The sequence below is a fragment of the Pseudogracilibacillus sp. ICA-222130 genome (assembly GCF_037892545.1).
Classification (GTDB): domain Bacteria; phylum Bacillota; class Bacilli; order Bacillales; family Amphibacillaceae; genus Pseudogracilibacillus.
Map to the genome: position 1 here is coordinate 105,827 of NZ_JBBKBG010000004.1, position 18,056 is coordinate 123,882.

At 35.8% G+C, this 18,056-nt stretch carries 16 protein-coding genes, 1 pseudogene and 2 other annotated features; of the genes and pseudogenes, 7 read left to right on the forward strand and 10 right to left on the reverse strand.

Going from position 1 to position 18,056, the window contains the following annotated elements; genetic code table 11:
• Positions 1-346 precede the first annotated feature (346 nt).
• The gene (locus WKT09_RS03870) at positions 347-2,380 is read right to left on the reverse strand and encodes an LTA synthase family protein (RefSeq protein ID WP_340414788.1); all 2,034 of its coding nucleotides are present in this window, start codon (positions 2,378-2,380) and stop codon (positions 347-349) included.
• A gap of 297 nt (positions 2,381-2,677) precedes the next feature.
• Between WKT09_RS03870 and WKT09_RS03875 the strand changes: the two genes are divergently transcribed.
• Positions 2,678-3,994 (forward strand): uracil/xanthine transporter, encoded by a 1,317-nt coding sequence (locus WKT09_RS03875; RefSeq protein ID WP_340414789.1) that lies wholly within the window; start codon positions 2,678-2,680, stop codon positions 3,992-3,994.
• Positions 3,995-4,080: 86 nt separating this feature from the next.
• Here the strand turns inward: WKT09_RS03875 and WKT09_RS03880 are convergent.
• Positions 4,081-4,836 (reverse strand): annotated as a pseudogene (locus WKT09_RS03880) (exodeoxyribonuclease III).
• Positions 4,837-5,055: 219 nt separating this feature from the next.
• Here WKT09_RS03880 and WKT09_RS03885 point away from each other — a divergent pair.
• From WKT09_RS03885 to WKT09_RS03900, 4 genes are read left to right on the forward strand one after another with little or no spacing between them, the layout of a single operon-like run.
• Entirely contained in the window at positions 5,056-5,427 is a 372-nt protein-coding gene (locus tag WKT09_RS03885) for a GntR family transcriptional regulator (RefSeq protein ID WP_340414821.1), read from the forward strand.
• Positions 5,420-6,109: an ABC transporter ATP-binding protein gene (locus tag WKT09_RS03890; protein WP_340414790.1), complete on the forward strand. Its 690-nt coding sequence runs from the start codon at positions 5,420-5,422 to the stop codon at positions 6,107-6,109. Before WKT09_RS03885 ends, WKT09_RS03890 begins: the two co-directional genes overlap by 8 nt.
• Positions 6,106-6,936, forward strand: coding sequence for a hypothetical protein (locus WKT09_RS03895; RefSeq protein WP_340414791.1), 831 nt, complete (start codon positions 6,106-6,108; stop codon positions 6,934-6,936). Before WKT09_RS03890 ends, WKT09_RS03895 begins: the two co-directional genes overlap by 4 nt.
• Before the next feature lie 13 nt (positions 6,937-6,949).
• Positions 6,950-8,167 carry a hypothetical protein gene (locus WKT09_RS03900; RefSeq protein WP_340414792.1) on the forward strand — a complete coding sequence of 406 codons (1,218 nt, stop codon included), beginning with the start codon at positions 6,950-6,952 and terminating at the stop codon, positions 8,165-8,167.
• A gap of 138 nt (positions 8,168-8,305) precedes the next feature.
• Here the strand turns inward: WKT09_RS03900 and WKT09_RS03905 are convergent, their stop codons facing one another.
• Entirely contained in the window at positions 8,306-8,644 is a 339-nt protein-coding gene (locus WKT09_RS03905) for a thioredoxin family protein (protein ID WP_340414793.1), read from the reverse strand.
• A gap of 75 nt (positions 8,645-8,719) precedes the next feature.
• A complete protein-coding gene (locus tag WKT09_RS03910) occupies positions 8,720-9,301 on the reverse strand; it encodes a CotY/CotZ family spore coat protein (RefSeq protein WP_340414794.1) in 582 nt (193 codons plus the stop codon).
• Positions 9,302-9,506: 205 nt separating this feature from the next.
• Between WKT09_RS03910 and WKT09_RS03915 the strand changes: the two genes are divergently transcribed.
• Together WKT09_RS03915 and WKT09_RS03920 are read left to right on the forward strand one after the other, a co-directional pair.
• Positions 9,507-10,133, forward strand: a complete 627-nt coding sequence (locus WKT09_RS03915) for a helix-turn-helix transcriptional regulator (protein ID WP_340414795.1) — start codon at positions 9,507-9,509, stop codon at positions 10,131-10,133.
• Between the two features lie 285 nt (positions 10,134-10,418).
• Positions 10,419-11,435 carry a MoeB/ThiF family adenylyltransferase gene (locus WKT09_RS03920; RefSeq protein WP_340414796.1) on the forward strand — a complete coding sequence of 339 codons (1,017 nt, stop codon included), beginning with the start codon at positions 10,419-10,421 and terminating at the stop codon, positions 11,433-11,435.
• Between the two features lie 66 nt (positions 11,436-11,501).
• On the opposite strand, the gene trpA is transcribed toward WKT09_RS03920, so the two are convergent.
• The 6 genes from trpA to trpE are packed head-to-tail and all read right to left on the reverse strand — an operon-like array spanning position 11,502 to position 17,330.
• Complete coding sequence (trpA, locus tag WKT09_RS03925; protein WP_340414797.1) at positions 11,502-12,299, reverse strand: tryptophan synthase subunit alpha; 798 nt, start codon at positions 12,297-12,299, stop codon at positions 11,502-11,504.
• On the reverse strand, positions 12,300-13,496 hold the full coding sequence (trpB, locus tag WKT09_RS03930) for a tryptophan synthase subunit beta (protein WP_340414798.1): 1,197 nt from the start codon (positions 13,494-13,496) through the stop codon (positions 12,300-12,302).
• Positions 13,493-14,104 (reverse strand): phosphoribosylanthranilate isomerase, encoded by a 612-nt coding sequence (locus WKT09_RS03935; protein ID WP_340414799.1) that lies wholly within the window; start codon positions 14,102-14,104, stop codon positions 13,493-13,495. Before WKT09_RS03935 ends, trpB begins: the two co-directional genes overlap by 4 nt.
• Positions 14,101-14,889, reverse strand: a complete 789-nt coding sequence (trpC, locus tag WKT09_RS03940; protein ID WP_340414800.1) for an indole-3-glycerol phosphate synthase TrpC — start codon at positions 14,887-14,889, stop codon at positions 14,101-14,103. Before trpC ends, WKT09_RS03935 begins: the two co-directional genes overlap by 4 nt.
• A gap of 13 nt (positions 14,890-14,902) precedes the next feature.
• The gene (gene trpD / locus WKT09_RS03945; protein ID WP_340414801.1) at positions 14,903-15,931 is read right to left on the reverse strand and encodes an anthranilate phosphoribosyltransferase; all 1,029 of its coding nucleotides are present in this window, start codon (positions 15,929-15,931) and stop codon (positions 14,903-14,905) included.
• 13 nt (positions 15,932-15,944) lie between these two features.
• Positions 15,945-17,330, reverse strand: coding sequence for an anthranilate synthase component I (gene trpE / locus WKT09_RS03950; protein ID WP_340414802.1), 1,386 nt, complete (start codon positions 17,328-17,330; stop codon positions 15,945-15,947).
• A 51-nt stretch (positions 17,331-17,381) separates the two neighbouring features.
• Positions 17,382-17,648 (reverse strand) — a binding site (T-box leader).
• Between the two features lie 60 nt (positions 17,649-17,708).
• Positions 17,709-17,951: a binding site (T-box leader), on the reverse strand.
• Between the last annotated feature and the right edge of the window lie 105 nt (positions 17,952-18,056).

Sequence of the window (18,056 nt, forward strand, 5' to 3'; positions counted from 1 at the left end):
CGGGAATATGTCACTTCGGAAATGTACTCCGCTTTCCGCGTGCGGCTGCTAAGCCAAGCTCAGGCTTCGCCTTCCCTTGTCTTATCTAGGCCTATCCTCACGCAGGAGTCTACGTACATTTCCTACGTTTTTATTTTGTTGTTTATAAAACTTGCTACTCTAAGTAGAATCATTACCTTTTTAACACGATAGACTATACAATTGATTCTATTAGAAAAAGATAGAAGCTTCCTCTAGATTGGTTTTTGATGATGACGATAAATGTTAAAGGGAAAAATGATATTGGTATTATCTCTTTCAACGCCATTTATTGTACCGCTTTATGGAAAAGAAAACAGGTAGAGGATTATTCCTCTACCTGTTCTTCGTCTTCATTGGAATTTTTGTTTTCTGTAGTGTCTATATCAGTCTCTTCCTCCGTACCGAGCCATTTTTCTTTTAGCTCTTCCGGTACTGTAAACTGGTTAATGTCATAGAAATAATCATCAGTGTCTACCGGATTCCAATCATCTGTTGGTGAATAAAATCTCAATAAGTCTCCTTGTAACACTTTGTCAGACATTGCTAATTCATGTTCCACCTTTTCCTTTAATGCTTCCAGTTCTTCTGTCGGTTCAATCTCTTCTCCAGTATGGTTATCATAAAAGACTCCTTTTACCATCGCATAATCTTCTGTAAAGAAGTCACCATTTCTAAATGGAACGAGATCATCATGTTCTTCAGAGAGTAAATCTGTACCAAATAGAACATAATCTTTTGCATTTATCCCTAATAGGTGTAATAAAGTAGGCATTACATCTACTTGACCAGCATATTCAGAAACGGTACCTTGTCCTTCTACCCCAGGAACTTTTAATATGAATGGTACACGTTGTAATTCTGCATATTTATATGGTGTCATTTCTTCACCGAAGATTTCTGATAATGCCGCTGTATGATTTTCAGAAATACCATAGTGATCTCCGTATATCATAATAACAGAGTCGTCATATAGACCAGCCTCTTTTAAGTCATGTACAAATTGTTCTAATGATTCATCTAAATAACGAGCTGTTTGGAAATATCGATCAACAGAACCATCATTCGTATCTGCTGGGTCAATTGTTGCATCTTCTTCATCAATTAAATACGGATGGTGATGTGTTAATGTCATAAAGTGTGCATAAAATGGTTCTTCCATTGCTTCGATAATAGGCATTGATTCTTTGAAGAAAGGCTTATCCTTTAGCCCGTATCCGATAACTTGTTCTTCACTCATATCGTAAAAAGCTTCATCAAAGAAATAATCTACCCCTAACTCTTTATATATTTCATCACGGTTCCAGAAAGATTTACTATCTCCGTGTAGTACGGAGCTTTTATACCCTTGCTCTTGCCCTAAAATAGCTGGTAATGCTTGATACGTATTTTTACCTTTCGTAACGAAGGCACTACCTTGTGGTAAACCGTATAAAGAGTTATCCATAATTAATTCAGCATCTGCTGTTTTACCTTGCTCTGTTTGGTGGAAGAAGTTTTCGAAATACGTATAGTCTTCCTTGTCATCATTTACTAATGAGTTAATGAAAGGTGTTACTTCCTCCCCATTCACTTCCATATTGATTAAAAACGAATGGAATGATTCTAAGTGAATTTTAATTATATTTTTACCTTCTGCAATTCCGAATAATTCTTCGTTTGGTTCTGCATATTTATTGTTTGTATAATTTTGTACCTCTGTAATATCATTACTATCTGCTAACACACGTTCCGTAGAGGATTTTACATTTTGGATTGCATCATAAATCGTAAAGTTATATGCACCTAAATATTTAACGATATAGTTTCTATCGAAAGTTCTTTTTAGTAATTGTGGACGATCTACTTCTGCTAATGCTAAGTTGATAGAGAACACAACAAGTCCAGTAGCGATAATAATCGCAGGACGTTTTAATTGCATACGTTCGCTAGACCAAATTTGACGACTTGATCGAAACAATACAATTAAGATGATAATGTCTAACGCATAAAATAAGTCTGTCCATTGCATTAAGTTAACAATACTGCTTCCTAAGCTTCCAAAATTACTAGTTTGAGTTAATACAGGCAATGTAATAAAATCAGAGTTAAATCGATAAAATACGACATTTGCATACAATAGTAAACTCATAAAACTATGAATGATAATGATAAACCCACCGACTCTACGTCCTTTCGCAAATAAAGCAATACCTAAAAAGACTAGTGTCGAACTTATTGGGTTAATCAATAACAGAAAATGTTGCATTGTATTTTGTACGTCTAAATTAAATTCTGTTAAATAAGCAATATATGATTTAATCCAGATGAATACTGCTGCAATTGTAAAAAATCCCATTTTAGAAGAAATAAAATTCTTCATCCTTTTTCACCTCAAATTTTACAATTCTTTTATAGTGATTCCTTGGGCAAATAACAATATTACTACAATATTTCTATAAAATCAAGTTGTAAATTAATATTATGCCAGAATTTACATAAAATGAACAGGGATGAAAGAACGATTTATATAAAATTTTTTATACTAGATCATTAATTTACAATTTATTATAAATGCTAGATAAATAGTTTACAAATAATCTGAATATTTGCTTAAGGTATTGTTCATTTTATGTTAAAATGGAAAGCATTACTTCGTTAAAAGAAAGAGGGAGTATATATGCAAGGATTAAAGGATACAAAGAATTGGATTGCTGGTATACAGTGGTTCTTTTTTATTTTTGCCAACATCGTGATCATTCCAATTACAGTGGGGGAAGCATTTGGAATGACGCAAGCGGAGATCGTTCCTTTATTACAGTTTTCATTTATTATTACTGGGCTCGCTTGTTTAGGACAAGTTTTTTTCGGTCATGGACGTCCGATTTTAGAGGGGCAATCTGGTTTATGGTGGGGAATTTTCTTAACCCTTGTTGCAACCGCCTCTGCCCAAGGAATGCCATTACATGTGTTAGGTGGTAGTCTTGCAATCGGCGTCATCATTTCAGGGGTCATTACGATTTTAATTGGTCTATTAGGCATAGGACCTTACATAGCCAAACTATTTAATCCAGGTGTGATGGGTGTATTTATGCTCTTGTTAGGTATTACACTCATACAAATATTTTTAAAAGGGATGCTCGGAATTCCGTTCGGTCAAGCTGCAGAAACAGCGGCAATTAATCTACCAGTAGCGGGATTAGCCATATTCATCGCATTACTCGTTATCATCATCAGCATTAAGTCACCAGCGAATGTTCGAAGTTATGCGCTGTTAATCGGGATTATTATTGGTTGGATTTTATATGTCATTTTTTTCGGATCGCCATCAGCTGCAACATCAGAAAATGTAAGCGCTATTCCCCTATTTCCTTTTGGGAAAATGACATGGGATACGGGCGTCGTTTTAACAGCCGTTTTAGCAGGACTGTTGAATACATCGAATACGTTCGGTGCTTTAAAAGGAACAGATGAAATGTTTCAACAAACGACAACGAACGAAGATTATCGTAAATCATTCACAGTAACAGGAGTTGCGACAGTTGGTGCAGGTTTTTTTGGTCTCGTACCATATGCACCTTTCGTATCATCTATTGGTTTTTTAAAACAGACGAATATATATGATAAGGTACCATTTATTATTGGTGGTTTTCTATTTTTCCTTATGGGTATTATTCCACCAATTGGGACATTTTTCTCTACATTGCCTTTAAGTATCGGTAGTGCGGTCTTGTTCGTTGCTTATTTACAATTGTTTAATTCATCTATTGATTTCTTTAAAGGAATGTCGTTTAATACATTAAATGTATATCGTTCGGCTATCCCACTATTTGCTGGAGTCGTTATAATGACATTTCCGGCATCTTATTTTGAATCCATTCCAGCGTTTATTCGTCCGTTTATGAGTAATGGATTGTTAGTTGGAATCATTATTGCCTTAATATTAGAAAATATGATGGATTGGGACCGTGTAGGTAAAACATACGAAAAATCTTAAGAAAAAGCTTGTATGCTTCTTTTTACAGCATACAAGCTTTTTTATGATGATGCTAGAATCAAAGTATGTATATGGACATTTAAACTTTATAATGCAATTTCTAACCCAATCGGACAATGGTCACTTCCAAAAATATGTGGATATGTTGTTGCAGTAAGCAATTTTTCTTCCAATCTACTAGAGGTTAAAAAATAATCGATTCTCCACCCAATATTTCGTTCTCGAACAGTTTTCATATAACTCCACCACGTATACAGCCCATCTGTGTCAGGCTCGAAGTAGCGCAATGTATCGATAAATCCAGCTTCTAATAAACGAGAAAACTTCTCTCTTTCTTCTATTGTAAAACCGGAATTTCCTTCATTTGCCTTATCGTTGCGCAAATCAATCGGTTGATGTGCCACATTTAAATCACCACATATGATGACAGGCTTCTTTTCGTCTAATGTCAATATATGCGTATAAAACGCATCTTCCCATTGTAAGCGAACATCTAATTTTGCTAATGTACGTTGTGAATTCGGGGTATAAACAGTGACGACGTAATAGTCTTCATATTCTAGCGTAATGATTCTCCCTTCTTTTTGTTCATTTTCGCCATTTAACCCGTATTGTACGGATAAGGGAGAATGCTTTGTGAATAAGGCAACACCAGCATATCCTTTACGTTCGGCATAATTTCAATAGGATTCATACCCATGAAAATCCAAATCTATTTGTCCTTCTTGTAACTTAATTTCCTGCACAGCAAAAAAGTCTGCATCGATTTCTTCAAAGAAGTCGACAAACCCTTTTCTTACAGCGGCACGTAGTCCGTTGACATTCCATGATATAAACTTCATTGTAATCTCCTTTATGAGTAGTATCTGAGCATATTATAACATGTTAGAAATAAATATTGACATCTATACTGTATTACCTCTATAATACACATAGCGTATTAATCGAATAGTACACGTATATTCTTGGGCAAAGTGTATGAGTCGGTTCATACACTAATTTTTTATGTTTGCTGTATGAAGAGCTTCATACAGTAGGAAGAAGGGGTGAGTATATTGCGTATGGAATTAAATAGTCGTGAACCAGTTTACATACAAGTGATTCGTTATTTTAAAGAAAGAATTGCAAGTGGCGTATTAGAGCCTGGAACGGAAATACCTTCCAGAAGAGAGTTAGCAAATACATTAAAAATAAATCCGAATACGGTGCAACGTGCATATAAAGAGATGGAGGAGTTGGGATTGATCCATACAGAGGGGAATTTACCGAGTAAAGTGACGACGAATGAAACAATCATTCAAGAAGTAAAAGATGCATTGTTACAAGATGCAATCATTTCATTTGTGTCGACTATCGAAACATTACAAATACCATTAAATGAGGTTATTCCTATGTTAGAAACGCATTATGAAGGGGGCGAAAAAGATGATTGAAGTGAAAAACATAAAAAAGTCGTACGGAAAAAAACAAGTATTAAACGGGGTTAGTTTTACGGCGGATAAGGGAGAAATTACTTGTTTAGTCGGAATTAATGGATCGGGAAAAACGACGATTTTAAACGCTATCATGAACTTAACACCGATAAAAAGTGGAGAAATTTTAATCGATGGAGCGGAATTAACGAAAAAAACGTATGAAAAAATTGCCTATATTCCAGATACGATTACGATGTTATCGTCGATGCGTATAGAAGATGCTTTTCTTTTTATGCAAGATTATTATACTGCGTGGAATGAAAAACGTGCGGAAGACTTACTGACATTTTTTAAGTTAACGAAAGATGAAAAAATTCAACATTTATCAAAAGGAAATAAAGCAAAAGTAAATATGATTTTAGGGTTAGCTTTAGATGTGGATTACATATTAATGGATGAACCGTTTTCCGGAATAGATATTTTTAGTAGAGAACAAATTGCAGACGTATTTACAAGCCATTTAATTGAAGACCGTGGTGTTATTATTACGACACATGAAATCCAAGATATTGAACATTTAATTGATCAAGTTGTCTTATTAGATGATGGGATAGTGGTGAAGCAATTTAATGCTGAAACAGTCCGAGAAGAAGAAGGGAAGTCTATTATTGATGTGATGAGGGAGGTTTATCGTCCATGAAATCATTTTTAAAACTATTAAACTTTGAATTTAATCGTTTTTTTAAATTATATATCGGTATATTTGTATGTATGTTCATTTTCCAAATTGGAGGAACGATTGTTTCATCTTTATTGTATAAAAAACAAATTAATAAATTGGTGAATCAAGGTGCTGGACAAAATACGATTACGGAACAACTGGAACCGTTCGGTTTATTGGATGTGACATATAGTTTATATTTTTTAGGGCCATTATTCATTGGATTAATTAGTATTTTATTTTATACATTTTTTATTTGGTACCGTGATTGGATTGGAAAAAATACTTTTATTTATCGTCTGCTCACCTTACCAACTTCGAGAATGAATGTCTTTTATGCAAAATTAGCAACTATTTTTATAACGGGTTTAGGGTTAATGGCGTTTCAGTTATTTTTAATGGCTATTCAATCAAAAGTTATTGCCTTTATTATTCCGAAGGTATATCGTTCGGACCTTGATCTGATGTCGGTTGTATATCATTTAGACATTACTTATATGTTATTACCGACAGATGTTACGGAATTTATCTTTTATCAGTATATCGGTATAGTTGTAACGGTTGTATTTTTTACGAGTATTTTAATCGAGAGAAGTTATCGAATGATTGGGAATGTGTATGCTCTTTTAAATATTGGTATCGCATGTTTGATTATGCTAGCTCCATTATGGAGTGCCACTTTTTTTGGATATAATTATTTGTATGGAAAAGAAGTTATCCTACTCGTCCTACTTTCGAGTAGTATCGTCTTAATATTATCACTCGTATTCAGTCATTATTTAATAAATAAAAAAGTAACGGTATAAGGGGGGCAATATCATGAAAAAGTATATGAAATTAATTAGTGTCGCAGTGATGATTGTGGTGATATATACCGTTTTCTTTATTTCAGGCAAGGAAATGACAGCAAGCTTTCCGCAAATAAAGTTTCATCATATAGAAGGTGATGCAAGTTTAGTAGAATCATTAGCCATTTTCGGGTCCATCAATATGGGGGATTATTTTTTTGATGAAACTTTTAAATATGACAAAAATGGTACGACTTATGAAGCGGATCTTCCTTGGTTAGAACGATTAGATGGATTCTCTTCAGAACAGATGGAACGATTAAATGAAAAATATCCATCTTTTATGCGCGGGAAGGATGAATATGATTCCTATTTTTTTGAGTCAGATGAGATTGTTGCATATGTTGGGTTCTCTAGTATGAATTGGGAAATGGCTCCAGAAAAATTTGACGTACATTTGTTAGATAAGGATTCTAAACAAGTGACAAAACTTTCGGTTGATATTCCAGATGTTTTAGATTATTGGTATTTAGATATACGAAATGTGTATTATGAAGATGGCAACATATTTGTTACGACTGTAAATCATAAAGAAGATGCCGTTGTTTCAAGTGAATATGGGAATTATGCCGAAGAAGTAGTGATATATACATTTGATATGGAAAATGAAAAATTAGAAAATACGACATCGATCTATACGGTTGATGCGTTAGAGAACGATGAAGGTTTTGCCTATGCGACTGTATTAGAAGCAGATAAAGATAAAGGGTCACTCTATCTAGTAGATTCAAGTGAAATTTACTCAGACGATGGTTCAATTAAGATGAAGTTAAATAAAGTTATGCAGATAGATGTTGCATCACAAAAGAAAAAGGAAATACAGGTAGAGAAGGAAGTAAAAGGCGGTGTTCCTGTACAAGCGGATGCTAATGACCTCTATTTCTTACAAAACAAAGATGGTAAAGCGGCATTAATGAAATATAATGTAGAAAATGGCGAGAGGATATCAACACTTATTTTTGATGAAGGGGTATCGTATGATGATGCACAAGATAGTTATATCGAGGAAATAAATGGGCTCTTATACTTCATTCCAGCCTTTATGTATAATGATGACACGGCAAAAATAGCTGTTTTGGATACAAATACGTTGGATAAAAAATATGTTGGTGAATTAACGGTGGAAAATCGTCAACACATTAATAAATTCCTAGAAATATATATTAATGAAGCGTATATAAAGGAGTAAAGATGTGTGGGCTAAAAGCTACTACTTATTCGTTTTGCAATGACATCAGGTACAAATACAAGGAAAAGGGAATTTCAGTACGGTAAGTGGTACTGAAATTCCCTTTTTGTAGTTCATAGAGTTGCGGTCCTTTTTCGATTAATTCCCATAAAAGTTTTCGTATAATCGTTTCACTTGTGTTTCAAGTTTTGCTGTTTGGACAATCCTTGCTTCTCGAAGATATTCTTTTCCATCAACGAACAACAGTAAAACAGGTGCAGTAAATATTTCGAACCGTCCGGCAATTTCTTGTACTTCTGCTGCATTGATTTGTCTAGTTGCAATGTTAGGAAATTGCTTAAATATCACTTCAATTTGTGGTAACAGTCCGTGGCAAACACTGCAATTTGGCATTGTAATATAAATAAATGCAAGTTCATTTTCTGTAATGAATGAATCGATTTCTTCCATCGTATGAATCGTTGCAAATGTGCTCATTTTTCTACCGCCTTTTTATACTTGTTACTAGTATCATACAAGGATTTTTGCATCATGACTGTTTATTTGCTCACATTATCGAGCAGGTGCAGGTGTGATAGGATCTAAACAAGTAATCCCACAGAAACAGCGTAGGTCAACTGTAATACAAACACCTGTATAGCGGAAGTTACGAATCGAGCGATTTCCAAAAGTGCCACAAATAGAATGTTTGGAACAACCATCATCGTCTTTCCTTGGTCCATGTCCTTGTTCAAAAATAGGTTCAAGTAGTTCTAAGCGCACGCAATGGTCATTGCCACGTACAAAGCCACGTACTTTAAATACTGGAGAACTAACACAACGAAAATGGTGATCACGGTCCCCACGAGTATCCCTACTAGTAAAGCCAGAAGCGACAAACGTGCTACAGTTATCTTTACATTGTAACATAAATGGAATGGTCGTATACCTAGTAGGACGGTGTGTGTGTGTAGGAGAAAGTAAATCTTCAATGGATTGGTCACAGCTTGTAATACATCTGCTCGCATCGTCTGCTGCCGCCTTTTTTTGCGCATCGAAAATTCTTCTAACCGTATCTTCTACACAACCCCCACTTGTGCTAGGTCTTGTATGTTGATTTTCTTGCCAACAAGGGAATTCATTTTGGCAACTCATACTTAACACTCCTTTCTATTATTTTCACTACTATCTTATGGAATGTGTTGATTTAAGGTTGTTTTATCGTCTACAAAAGAGTAATTTGAGTAAACTGTGTAAAAATTATACATATTGTTGAATTTTTATAAATATTTATGTATAATAATTCTAATTCGTTGATTGAAAATTTAGACAACATGGGACACATAGGTGGTGGACAAGCGTGGGTCGAGAGGAAACATTAGATTTATTAAAGAGGGTTGCAGATGGAATTGCCATGATGTTTGGGAGTAATTGTGAAACCGTTATACATGACATGGAAAAAGAAACATCATCCATCGTATATATTACAAATGGACATGTAACCGAAAGGGAAGTGGGGGATAGCTTAACTATTTTAGGAAAAAAGGAATTAGCGGATGTATATAAAGGAGTGGATTTAGTAAATAAAAAAGGGATTGCGAAAAACAATCATTTTATAAAAGGATCCACATTTCATGCAAAAGGGGATGGGTATCACTTTGCATTAGGTATTAATTATGATTATACAAATATGTTGATGGTGCATAATATCGTTTCCGAATTAATTAATGTTGGAGATAGTATGGACATCGCAGCTGTTAGTAGTGATGAAAATTTAGAACACAAACTGGAAGAGTTATTTTCAGAGGCGATGGAGTATATTGGTAAACCTGTTGCTTTCATGAGAAAGAATGATCGTGTAGAAATGATTAAATATTTAAATGAAAAAGGCGCATTCTCGATTCATAAAGGAATTCCAACGATTGCGGAAAAAATGAATATATCAAGATACACTATTTACAACTATTTACGAGAAATAAAAGAATGATATCTTCTTAATGATAGGAGTAAAGGGAGATGGCAAACATCGTAGATTCATACAATGTTTGCCATCTTTTCTTTTGATAATGTTATAGAAACATAGGATAAAAGTTTATAGGTAGTTTTCAAAATGAAGTGGTTTCTTTTTCATACATCCTCCTTCTTTTTAAATATGTTATAATTTTAGGATAACAGATGACGTAATGTTAACCTGCAAGAACAAATATGGATCGTTGATTTTCTCATATAGAAGGGATACGTAAGAAACTACATAAAGGAAAGTGTGAAGAAAATGGACCGTTATTCGAGGCAAACATTATTTGCACCAATTGGAGAAAAAGGGCAAAAAACATTACAAAAAAAGCACGTCCTTATTATCGGAGTAGGAACGTTAGGGACATTAAGTTCGGAAAGTTTAGTGCGTGCCGGGGTTGGTAAAGTAACGATTGTCGACCGTGATTATGTTGAATGGAGTAATTTGCAAAGACAACATTTATTTACAGAACAAGATGCAACAGAACGCCTGCCAAAAGTAATCGCGGCTAAAAGACGTTTAACAGCAATTAATTCAGAGGTAGAGATTGTTGCTCACATTTTAGATGTTACTCCTGTAGAGCTAGAATGGCTCGTAGATGGAGTCGATCTTATCTTAGACGCAACAGATAATTTTGACATCCGCATGATGATGAACGATATTGCAATGAAATATAATATTCCGTGGATTTATGGTTCGTGTGTCGGAAGTTATGGAGTAAGCTATACGATTCGTCGTCAGCAGACACCTTGTTTGCATTGTATTTTAGGGAAAATTCCGATTGGGGGTCCAACGTGTGATACAGCTGGGATTATTCAACCGGCAGCAAGCCAAGTTGTCATACACCAAACGACAGAAGCATTAAAAATTTTAACGGGAAATGAAGCGGCATTAAGAGGAACATTTATTTCATTTGATGTGTGGCAAAATGAGACGGTTTCGATGAAGGTAGATAAAATGAAAAAGCATGATTGCCCTTCATGTGGAGAGGGAGCAACCTATCCATTTTTAACATTTGATGAACAGACGAAATCAGCCGTATTATGTGGCCGTAACGCCGTTCAAATTCGACCACCTATCTTACAAGAAAGAAATTTACAACGAACAGCGAGTAGTTTAGAAAAGGTGTCAGAAAAAATAGAGTTAAATCCATTTTTATTATCCTGTACTATTGGAGAAGAACGGCTCGTCCTTTTTAAAGATGGCCGGGCACTTATTCATGGCACGAATGATACAGATTACGCGAAAACATTGTATCATCGATATTTAAGTTAAAAAGATAAATCACCTCAGAAACACGCTTCTATTAAAAGCGTATCTGAGGCGATTGCATGTAGAGATTTAATTCGTCAATCGTTGTTTTTTTGGTAAACTTTCTTGGATTAAAGTACGTACTTCTGTCGCTTTTTCTTCATGAAAAAGTTGCACGATTTTACTTCCGACAATGACGCCATCCCCGTGGCTACTTAATTCCCTAGCTTGTGTTGCATTGGATACACCAAATCCGGCTAATACTGGCACATTGCTGTATTCTTTTAATGTTTGTAAATAATCACTTACACGTGCATCATGATTCGCTCGTTCCCCTGTCGTTCCCGTAACGGAAACAGCATATAAAAACCCTTCAGATTGTGCTGCAATCTTCTTTAAACGGTCTTCTGTACTTGTCAATGCGGCTAGACGAATATAGGCAATATCATTTGCCGCAAGACTTGGGGCAATTAATTCCTCTTCTTCCATTGGGATGTCAGGAACGATGATTCCATCGACCCCAACCTGTTTACAATCTGCAGCAAATTGTTCCACACCATAAGCGAAAATCGGATTAATGTAGGTCATTAATATAATAGGTACTTGACGCATGTCTTTTTTAGGTGCAATGGTATCTAGTACTTTCCGCAAATTTGTACCATGCTCTAATGCACGAATGCTCGCTTCCTGAATCGTAGGACCATCCGCAACAGGGTCTGAAAATGGGATCCCAAGCTCAATGGCAGCAGCCCCACTTTCTTCTAAAAATTGAATCCGATCATTTAATGTTTCTAATCCACCGTCTCCGGCAACGATATATGGTACGAATAAATTTTCATTACGTTGTTGAATTTCTTGGAAATAATGATCTATTTTTGCTTTGCCCATTTATTTCGACTCCAATCTATCTTTCACTTGTTGTACATCTTTATCTCCACGACCTGATAGGCAAATGACGATAATGTCTCCTGGATGTACTTGTTTAGCTAATTTTTTTGCATATGCAACAGCATGAGCACTTTCTAAAGCAGGGATGATACCTTCTGTTTTGGATAATAGTTGAAAAGCTTCTAATGCTTCATCATCATTAATAGCATCGTATGTTACACGGTTCGTTTCTTTTAGATGACTATGTTCCGGACCGACACCTGGATAATCTAATCCAGCCGATATAGAAAAAGCTTCTTGAATTTGTCCGTTACTGTCTTGTAGTAGTTTTGTCATTGTACCGTGTAAAATACCCGTTTCTCCAACAGATAAGGTGGCGGCATGTTTTCCTTGTGTAACACCTAATCCACCCGCTTCCACTCCGTACATCTGGACATTTGTTTCATCGATGAATGGATAAAACATCCCCATCGCATTACTTCCACCACCGACAGCGGCGATGACATGATTAGGCATCTGTCCGATTTGTTCCGTTATTTGGTTTTTCGTTTCAAATCCAATGATCGATTGAAAATCACGAACAATTTTTGGAAATGGATGTGGACCAACGACAGAACCTAAAATATAATGTGTATCCTCTACATTCGCAACCCAATAGCGTAATGCTTCATTTACTGCATCTTTTAATGTACTACTTCCTTGTTCTACACCGACAACCTTAGCACCGAGCAATTCCATGCGGAAAACATTCAATGCTTGACGTTTAATATCTTTTGCACCCATAAAAACGATACATTCTAAATCAAGTAATGCACAAACAGTTGCGGTTGCAACACCGTGTTGACCAGCACCAGTTTCGGCTACAATTTTTTTCTTGCCCATTCGTTTTGCAAGTAATGCTTGCCCAAGGGAGTTATTAATTTTATGTGCACCTGTATGGTTTAAATCTTCTCGTTTTAAAAAGACGCGTACATCACCGATTGCTTTGGCGAAGTTGATTGCTTCATATAGCGGTGTTTCACGACCGACATAGTCTTTTAAATAAGCATGAAACTCCTCCATAAAATGGTCATCCTTTATGGCATCTTCATATGCTGCTTCTAATTCTAATAATGCAGGCATTAATAATTCAGGAACGAACCGTCCGCCGAATGTACCGTATTTTCCTTCTTTAGTTGGCATTGAGTATGTTGTCATTGTGATCCATCCTTTTTCGCTAAAGTAATAAATTGTTCAATTTTTTTTGCATCCTTTATTCCGTTCGTTTCGACACCACTTGACACATCGACAGCATATGGTTGTACTTGTGTTCGTGCTTGTGCGACATTTTTGGACGTTAAACCACCAGCTAAAATGAGTTTGTTTCTATCTATATCGAATTGATTGAGTGTCGTCCAATCAAATGTGACACCAGACCCACCTCGAAATTCCTTTGGTGGACTATCGATTAAAATATAGTCAGCTGGATAATGGTTCATTAATTCATTCGTCACTTTTTCACTTGAGAATGCTTTTATAACTGGATATGGTAGGGAGGTTGCAAATGCCGCACTCTCATCTCCGTGTAGCTGAATATAATCTAAGCCAACCTGTTCTGCGATATGACAAATATTTTCTTTCGTTTCATTCACGAACACACCGACTTTTTTGATCGTTTTTCCTAATGTGTTGGCAATTTCTGCTGCTTTTTCTGTCGATACTTGTCTTTTGCTCGGTGCAAATACAAATCCGATAAAATTTGCCCCGTTTTCTTCCACAACTTTTGCCATTTCTATCGATGTGATGCCACATATTTTTACGTTCATTTAACACCCTTCTTTTCTTCAAATGGTAATTGGAATTCCTCCATTTTATCGGCAACATTTGTTGCACGCATGAGTGTTTCGCCGACTAAGATGGCTTCTGCTCCAGCATCCTTTACTATGGCGACATCATCCTCTGTTTCAATACCACTTTCACTAATAAAAATAATCTCATTATGACGTACCATTTTTGCCAAACGATTAGTCGTTTGTAGGTCGACATGGAATGTTTTTAAATCGCGATTATTCACACCGACTAATTTCGGGTTAAGTTGTAAGACGCGTTCCATTTCTTCTTCATTATGAACTTCACAAAGTACTTCCAAATCTAAACTTATTGCGTAATCGTATAAACGCCTTAAATGTGCATCATCGAGTGCTGCCGCGATGAGTAAAATAATATTTGCTCCATATGCTTTTGCACGGTCAATTTGAATTTCGTCGATGATAAAATCTTTACAAAGAATTGGAATATGTACTGCTGCACGTACATTTTGTAAATCTTCCATCGTTCCTTTGAAAAAGGGGGTATCAGTCAGTACAGAAATAGCGCTAGCCCCATGCTGTTCATATAATTTTGCTTGTTGAACAGGATCGACATGTTCATTGATCATTCCTTTAGACGGGGAAGCACGTTTGATTTCTGCAATGATCCCCATTTGATGATTTGCTCGAATCGTTTCGTAAAAAGTTGGTACTTTTTTATACTCATTTGTTGGGAAAGTTTCGCGATGTATCTGTTGCACTTCTTTTGCCTTTTCTTGTAAAATTTTCGTTAAAATTGTCATCATTATCACCTTTTTAAGAAATTATAGAATGAGCTTCATTGTTACTTACACGGATTAAATAATGTAATGCGTGAAGTGCTTTTCCGGATTGAATACTTTCTTTGGCAATATCTATTCCTTCTATAATGGTACTTGCCTTTCCGTTTGCAAATAAGCCTAATGCTGCATTAAATAAAACAGTATCTAAATACGCACTCGGTTCATTGTTTAAAACACTTCGTAAAATTTCCGCATTTTGTTTTGCATCGCCGCCACGAATAGCTTCGTTATCGTAAACAGGTAAACCGACATCATTTGGATGTACTGTAAATGATTGGATCTTTCCGTCCTCTAGTAGCACAAGATGGTTATCCCCTGCGAGTGATCCTTCATCCATATTTCCTGCACCATTCAGGACGAGCGCACGTTTTCTACCTAATGTTCTTAATGCTTTCGCAATGGTCGTTAATTTTGTACGATCATATACACCAATTAATTGTGCATCTAATTCTATCGGATTAGTTAAAGGACCAATTAAGTTAAAAATTGTTGGCAATCCTAGTTGTTGTCTCACTTGCATAAATGGTTTTAATTTTGCATGGACATGTGGTGCAAATAAAAAGACGATATTGTTTTCCTTTAAGGTTGTTTCGATTTGTTCTTTCGTCATCGTTAAAGATACGCCGAGTTGTTCTAACACGTCTGCACTTCCAGTTGTACTTGATACACTTCGATTGCCATGTTTTGCAACAGGGATACCGGCACCTGCTAATACGAATGCAGATGTCGTACTAATATTGAAGCTGTTCGACCGATCTCCACCTGTACCGCAGTTATCCATCACATTTGCTAGTTGGATATCACTCATGACAGATTGTTCTCGAATGACTTGAGCGATTCCAGCGATTTCTTCTGGTGTTTCCCCTTTTATACGAAGTGCTGTTAAAAATGCAGCTATTTGTGAATCTGGGATCTCTTCTGTTAAACATAAATTCGTCACATGACCTATTTCATCCATCGTTAAATCATTCGCTTGCATTAATTTTTCAAGATAATCTCTCATGAGAAAATTCCCCCTAATTTTTTAAATTTGTTAATGACTTTGCCTTATGCAACGTTTCCATATATTCATTTTCAGCGATTGAATCTTGGACGATTCCTGCTCCAGCTTGCACATATGCTTTTTCATCTTTGATGATGAACGAACGGATTGCAATCGCAATATTTATGTCGTGATTAAACGTAATGTAGCCAATTCCACCAGCGTAAAATCCGCGGCGTTCATCCTCTAATTCATTAATAATTTGCATGGCCCTAATTTTTGGAGAACCTGATACCGTTCCAGCAGGTAAACAAGCGACCAATGCATCAAAACTCGTTAAATGATCTTTTAATGTTCCGTGTGTTTCGGAGACGATATGCATGACATGTTCATACTTTACGATATCTTTATATACCGGAACTTGGATGCTTCCTTGTTTACAAATAGGATGTAAATCTCTTTTACTTAGTTGGACGAGCATATCGTGTTCGGCAACTTCTTTTGGATCTTGTAATAATTCATATGCGATCATTGCATCTTCTACTTCATTTTTTCCCCTTGGCTTCGTTCCTGCTATCGGATTTGTCACGACCGTTCTTCCTGTAGTTTGAACGAGACTTTCCGGTGATGCACCGATAATGAGATAATCTGTAAAATCAATGTAGAACATGTAAGGGGAAGGATTCGCCGTCCGTAATTTTCGGTAAATTGAAAATGGGTCGTCTGTGATCGTTGCAACCATTCGCTGTGATAAAACAATTTGTTCACATTCCCCTTTTTCGATATACTGTTTTGCTTTATTTACTCTGTCGATGAATACATCTTTTTCAACCGTTGATGTAAATTCGAATGGTGCAATCGTTGGATCTTCAATCGTCATTTCCTTTTTTAATTGACCTTCGATGTTTTGAATATGACGATCGATTTCTGCTTCTGTTTTTTCGTTCGTATGTAACTTGATAATATGAGCAGCTTCTGTCCGATGTTCATAAGCGATAATCGTGTCATATACCATGAAGTGATAATCAGGCATTTCTAAATCATCTTCCTTTTCGGCACCGATGTTTGTGAAAGGACGTATAGCATCATAACCGATATAACCGATAGCTCCACCCGAGAAAGGTAGCGGTAAGTCTGCCTCTATTTTTGGGAAATGTTCTTTAAAATATTGTAAAACGTGCATCTCATATGTGGACGTTTCGTTTGTTTCTAAGTTGTGTACCGTCGTTGTCGTACCGTAACCGATTATTTCCTCGTAAGGATTTGCACCAACATAAGAGAACTTCCCCTTCGTTTCGTGTTGGAAGGAACTTTCTAATAAAAACTTTTTCGTACCTTCTAATCGTTTAAATATTCCTACAGGTGTTAATGTATCAGCATTTATCTTTGAAGATGTATATGTGTTTTGTTGTTTAATCATTTCTTATTTCCTCCTAAAATAAAAAAGTCCTCTACAAACATATATATGTTTGTAGAGGACGATGATAGACCGTGGTGCCACCTCATGTTAAAGGGGTATAAATTTCCCTTTATCTCGTTTTCAAATACGGAATACATTGTTTGTATTCGATATTCTATCCGTATAACGTCGGAAGAACGGAATCTCCTACTAAAAAAGCAGTCGTTCAAAGATTCTCTCGTAAGCCCATTCCACTTTTATCCACATACTAGGATCCCACCATCCCTAGCTCTCTTTGATGTTTCTTAAAAATGTACTCCTCTTACTTTGCGATTTGTACATACATATGAAGTTGTTCTATAGAAAGGTAGCATAAAATAAAAAACACCTCCATCCATAAAAAAGGACGAGGATCGCGGTGCCACCTTTATTAGCAATAATATTTGCTCACTTTGGTGAATAGATATATATCTATTCGTCTCATATAACGGGAGACTAAATCGTTAAAGCCTACTGAAGTAATGATTCGTTCGGTTTAAATGCCAGAAAGTCCATTCATCTATGTGTCACACTAGTTCTCACCAAACCACTAGCTCTCTAAAGTGTCTACCATAGATTACTCTTCTTTCTCCTTGCATATGTATAAGATTTGATTACAATCATAATAAATATTAAAACGTTTGTCAACCATAAAAATGAAATATTTCAAAAATTTAAACAGATTACGTATACTGAATGAATTTACTA

Coding starts and splice junctions, on each gene's coding strand:
- WKT09_RS03870 (WP_340414788.1), bottom strand. CDS start 2,380: ATGAAGAATTTTATTTCTTCTAAAATGGGATTTTTTACAATTGCAGCA.
- WKT09_RS03875 (WP_340414789.1), top strand. CDS start 2,678: ATGCAAGGATTAAAGGATACAAAGAATTGGATTGCTGGTATACAGTGG.
- WKT09_RS03885 (WP_340414821.1), top strand. CDS start 5,056: ATGGAATTAAATAGTCGTGAACCAGTTTACATACAAGTGATTCGTTAT.
- WKT09_RS03890 (WP_340414790.1), top strand. CDS start 5,420: ATGATTGAAGTGAAAAACATAAAAAAGTCGTACGGAAAAAAACAAGTA.
- WKT09_RS03895 (WP_340414791.1), top strand. CDS start 6,106: ATGAAATCATTTTTAAAACTATTAAACTTTGAATTTAATCGTTTTTTT.
- WKT09_RS03900 (WP_340414792.1), top strand. CDS start 6,950: ATGAAAAAGTATATGAAATTAATTAGTGTCGCAGTGATGATTGTGGTG.
- WKT09_RS03905 (WP_340414793.1), bottom strand. CDS start 8,644: ATGAGCACATTTGCAACGATTCATACGATGGAAGAAATCGATTCATTC.
- WKT09_RS03910 (WP_340414794.1), bottom strand. CDS start 9,301: ATGAGTTGCCAAAATGAATTCCCTTGTTGGCAAGAAAATCAACATACA.
- WKT09_RS03920 (WP_340414796.1), top strand. CDS start 10,419: ATGGACCGTTATTCGAGGCAAACATTATTTGCACCAATTGGAGAAAAA.
- trpA (WP_340414797.1), bottom strand. CDS start 12,299: ATGGGCAAAGCAAAAATAGATCATTATTTCCAAGAAATTCAACAACGT.
- trpB (WP_340414798.1), bottom strand. CDS start 13,496: ATGACAACATACTCAATGCCAACTAAAGAAGGAAAATACGGTACATTC.
- WKT09_RS03935 (WP_340414799.1), bottom strand. CDS start 14,104: ATGAACGTAAAAATATGTGGCATCACATCGATAGAAATGGCAAAAGTT.
- trpC (WP_340414800.1), bottom strand. CDS start 14,889: ATGACAATTTTAACGAAAATTTTACAAGAAAAGGCAAAAGAAGTGCAA.
- trpD (WP_340414801.1), bottom strand. CDS start 15,931: ATGAGAGATTATCTTGAAAAATTAATGCAAGCGAATGATTTAACGATG.
- trpE (WP_340414802.1), bottom strand. CDS start 17,330: ATGATTAAACAACAAAACACATATACATCTTCAAAGATAAATGCTGAT.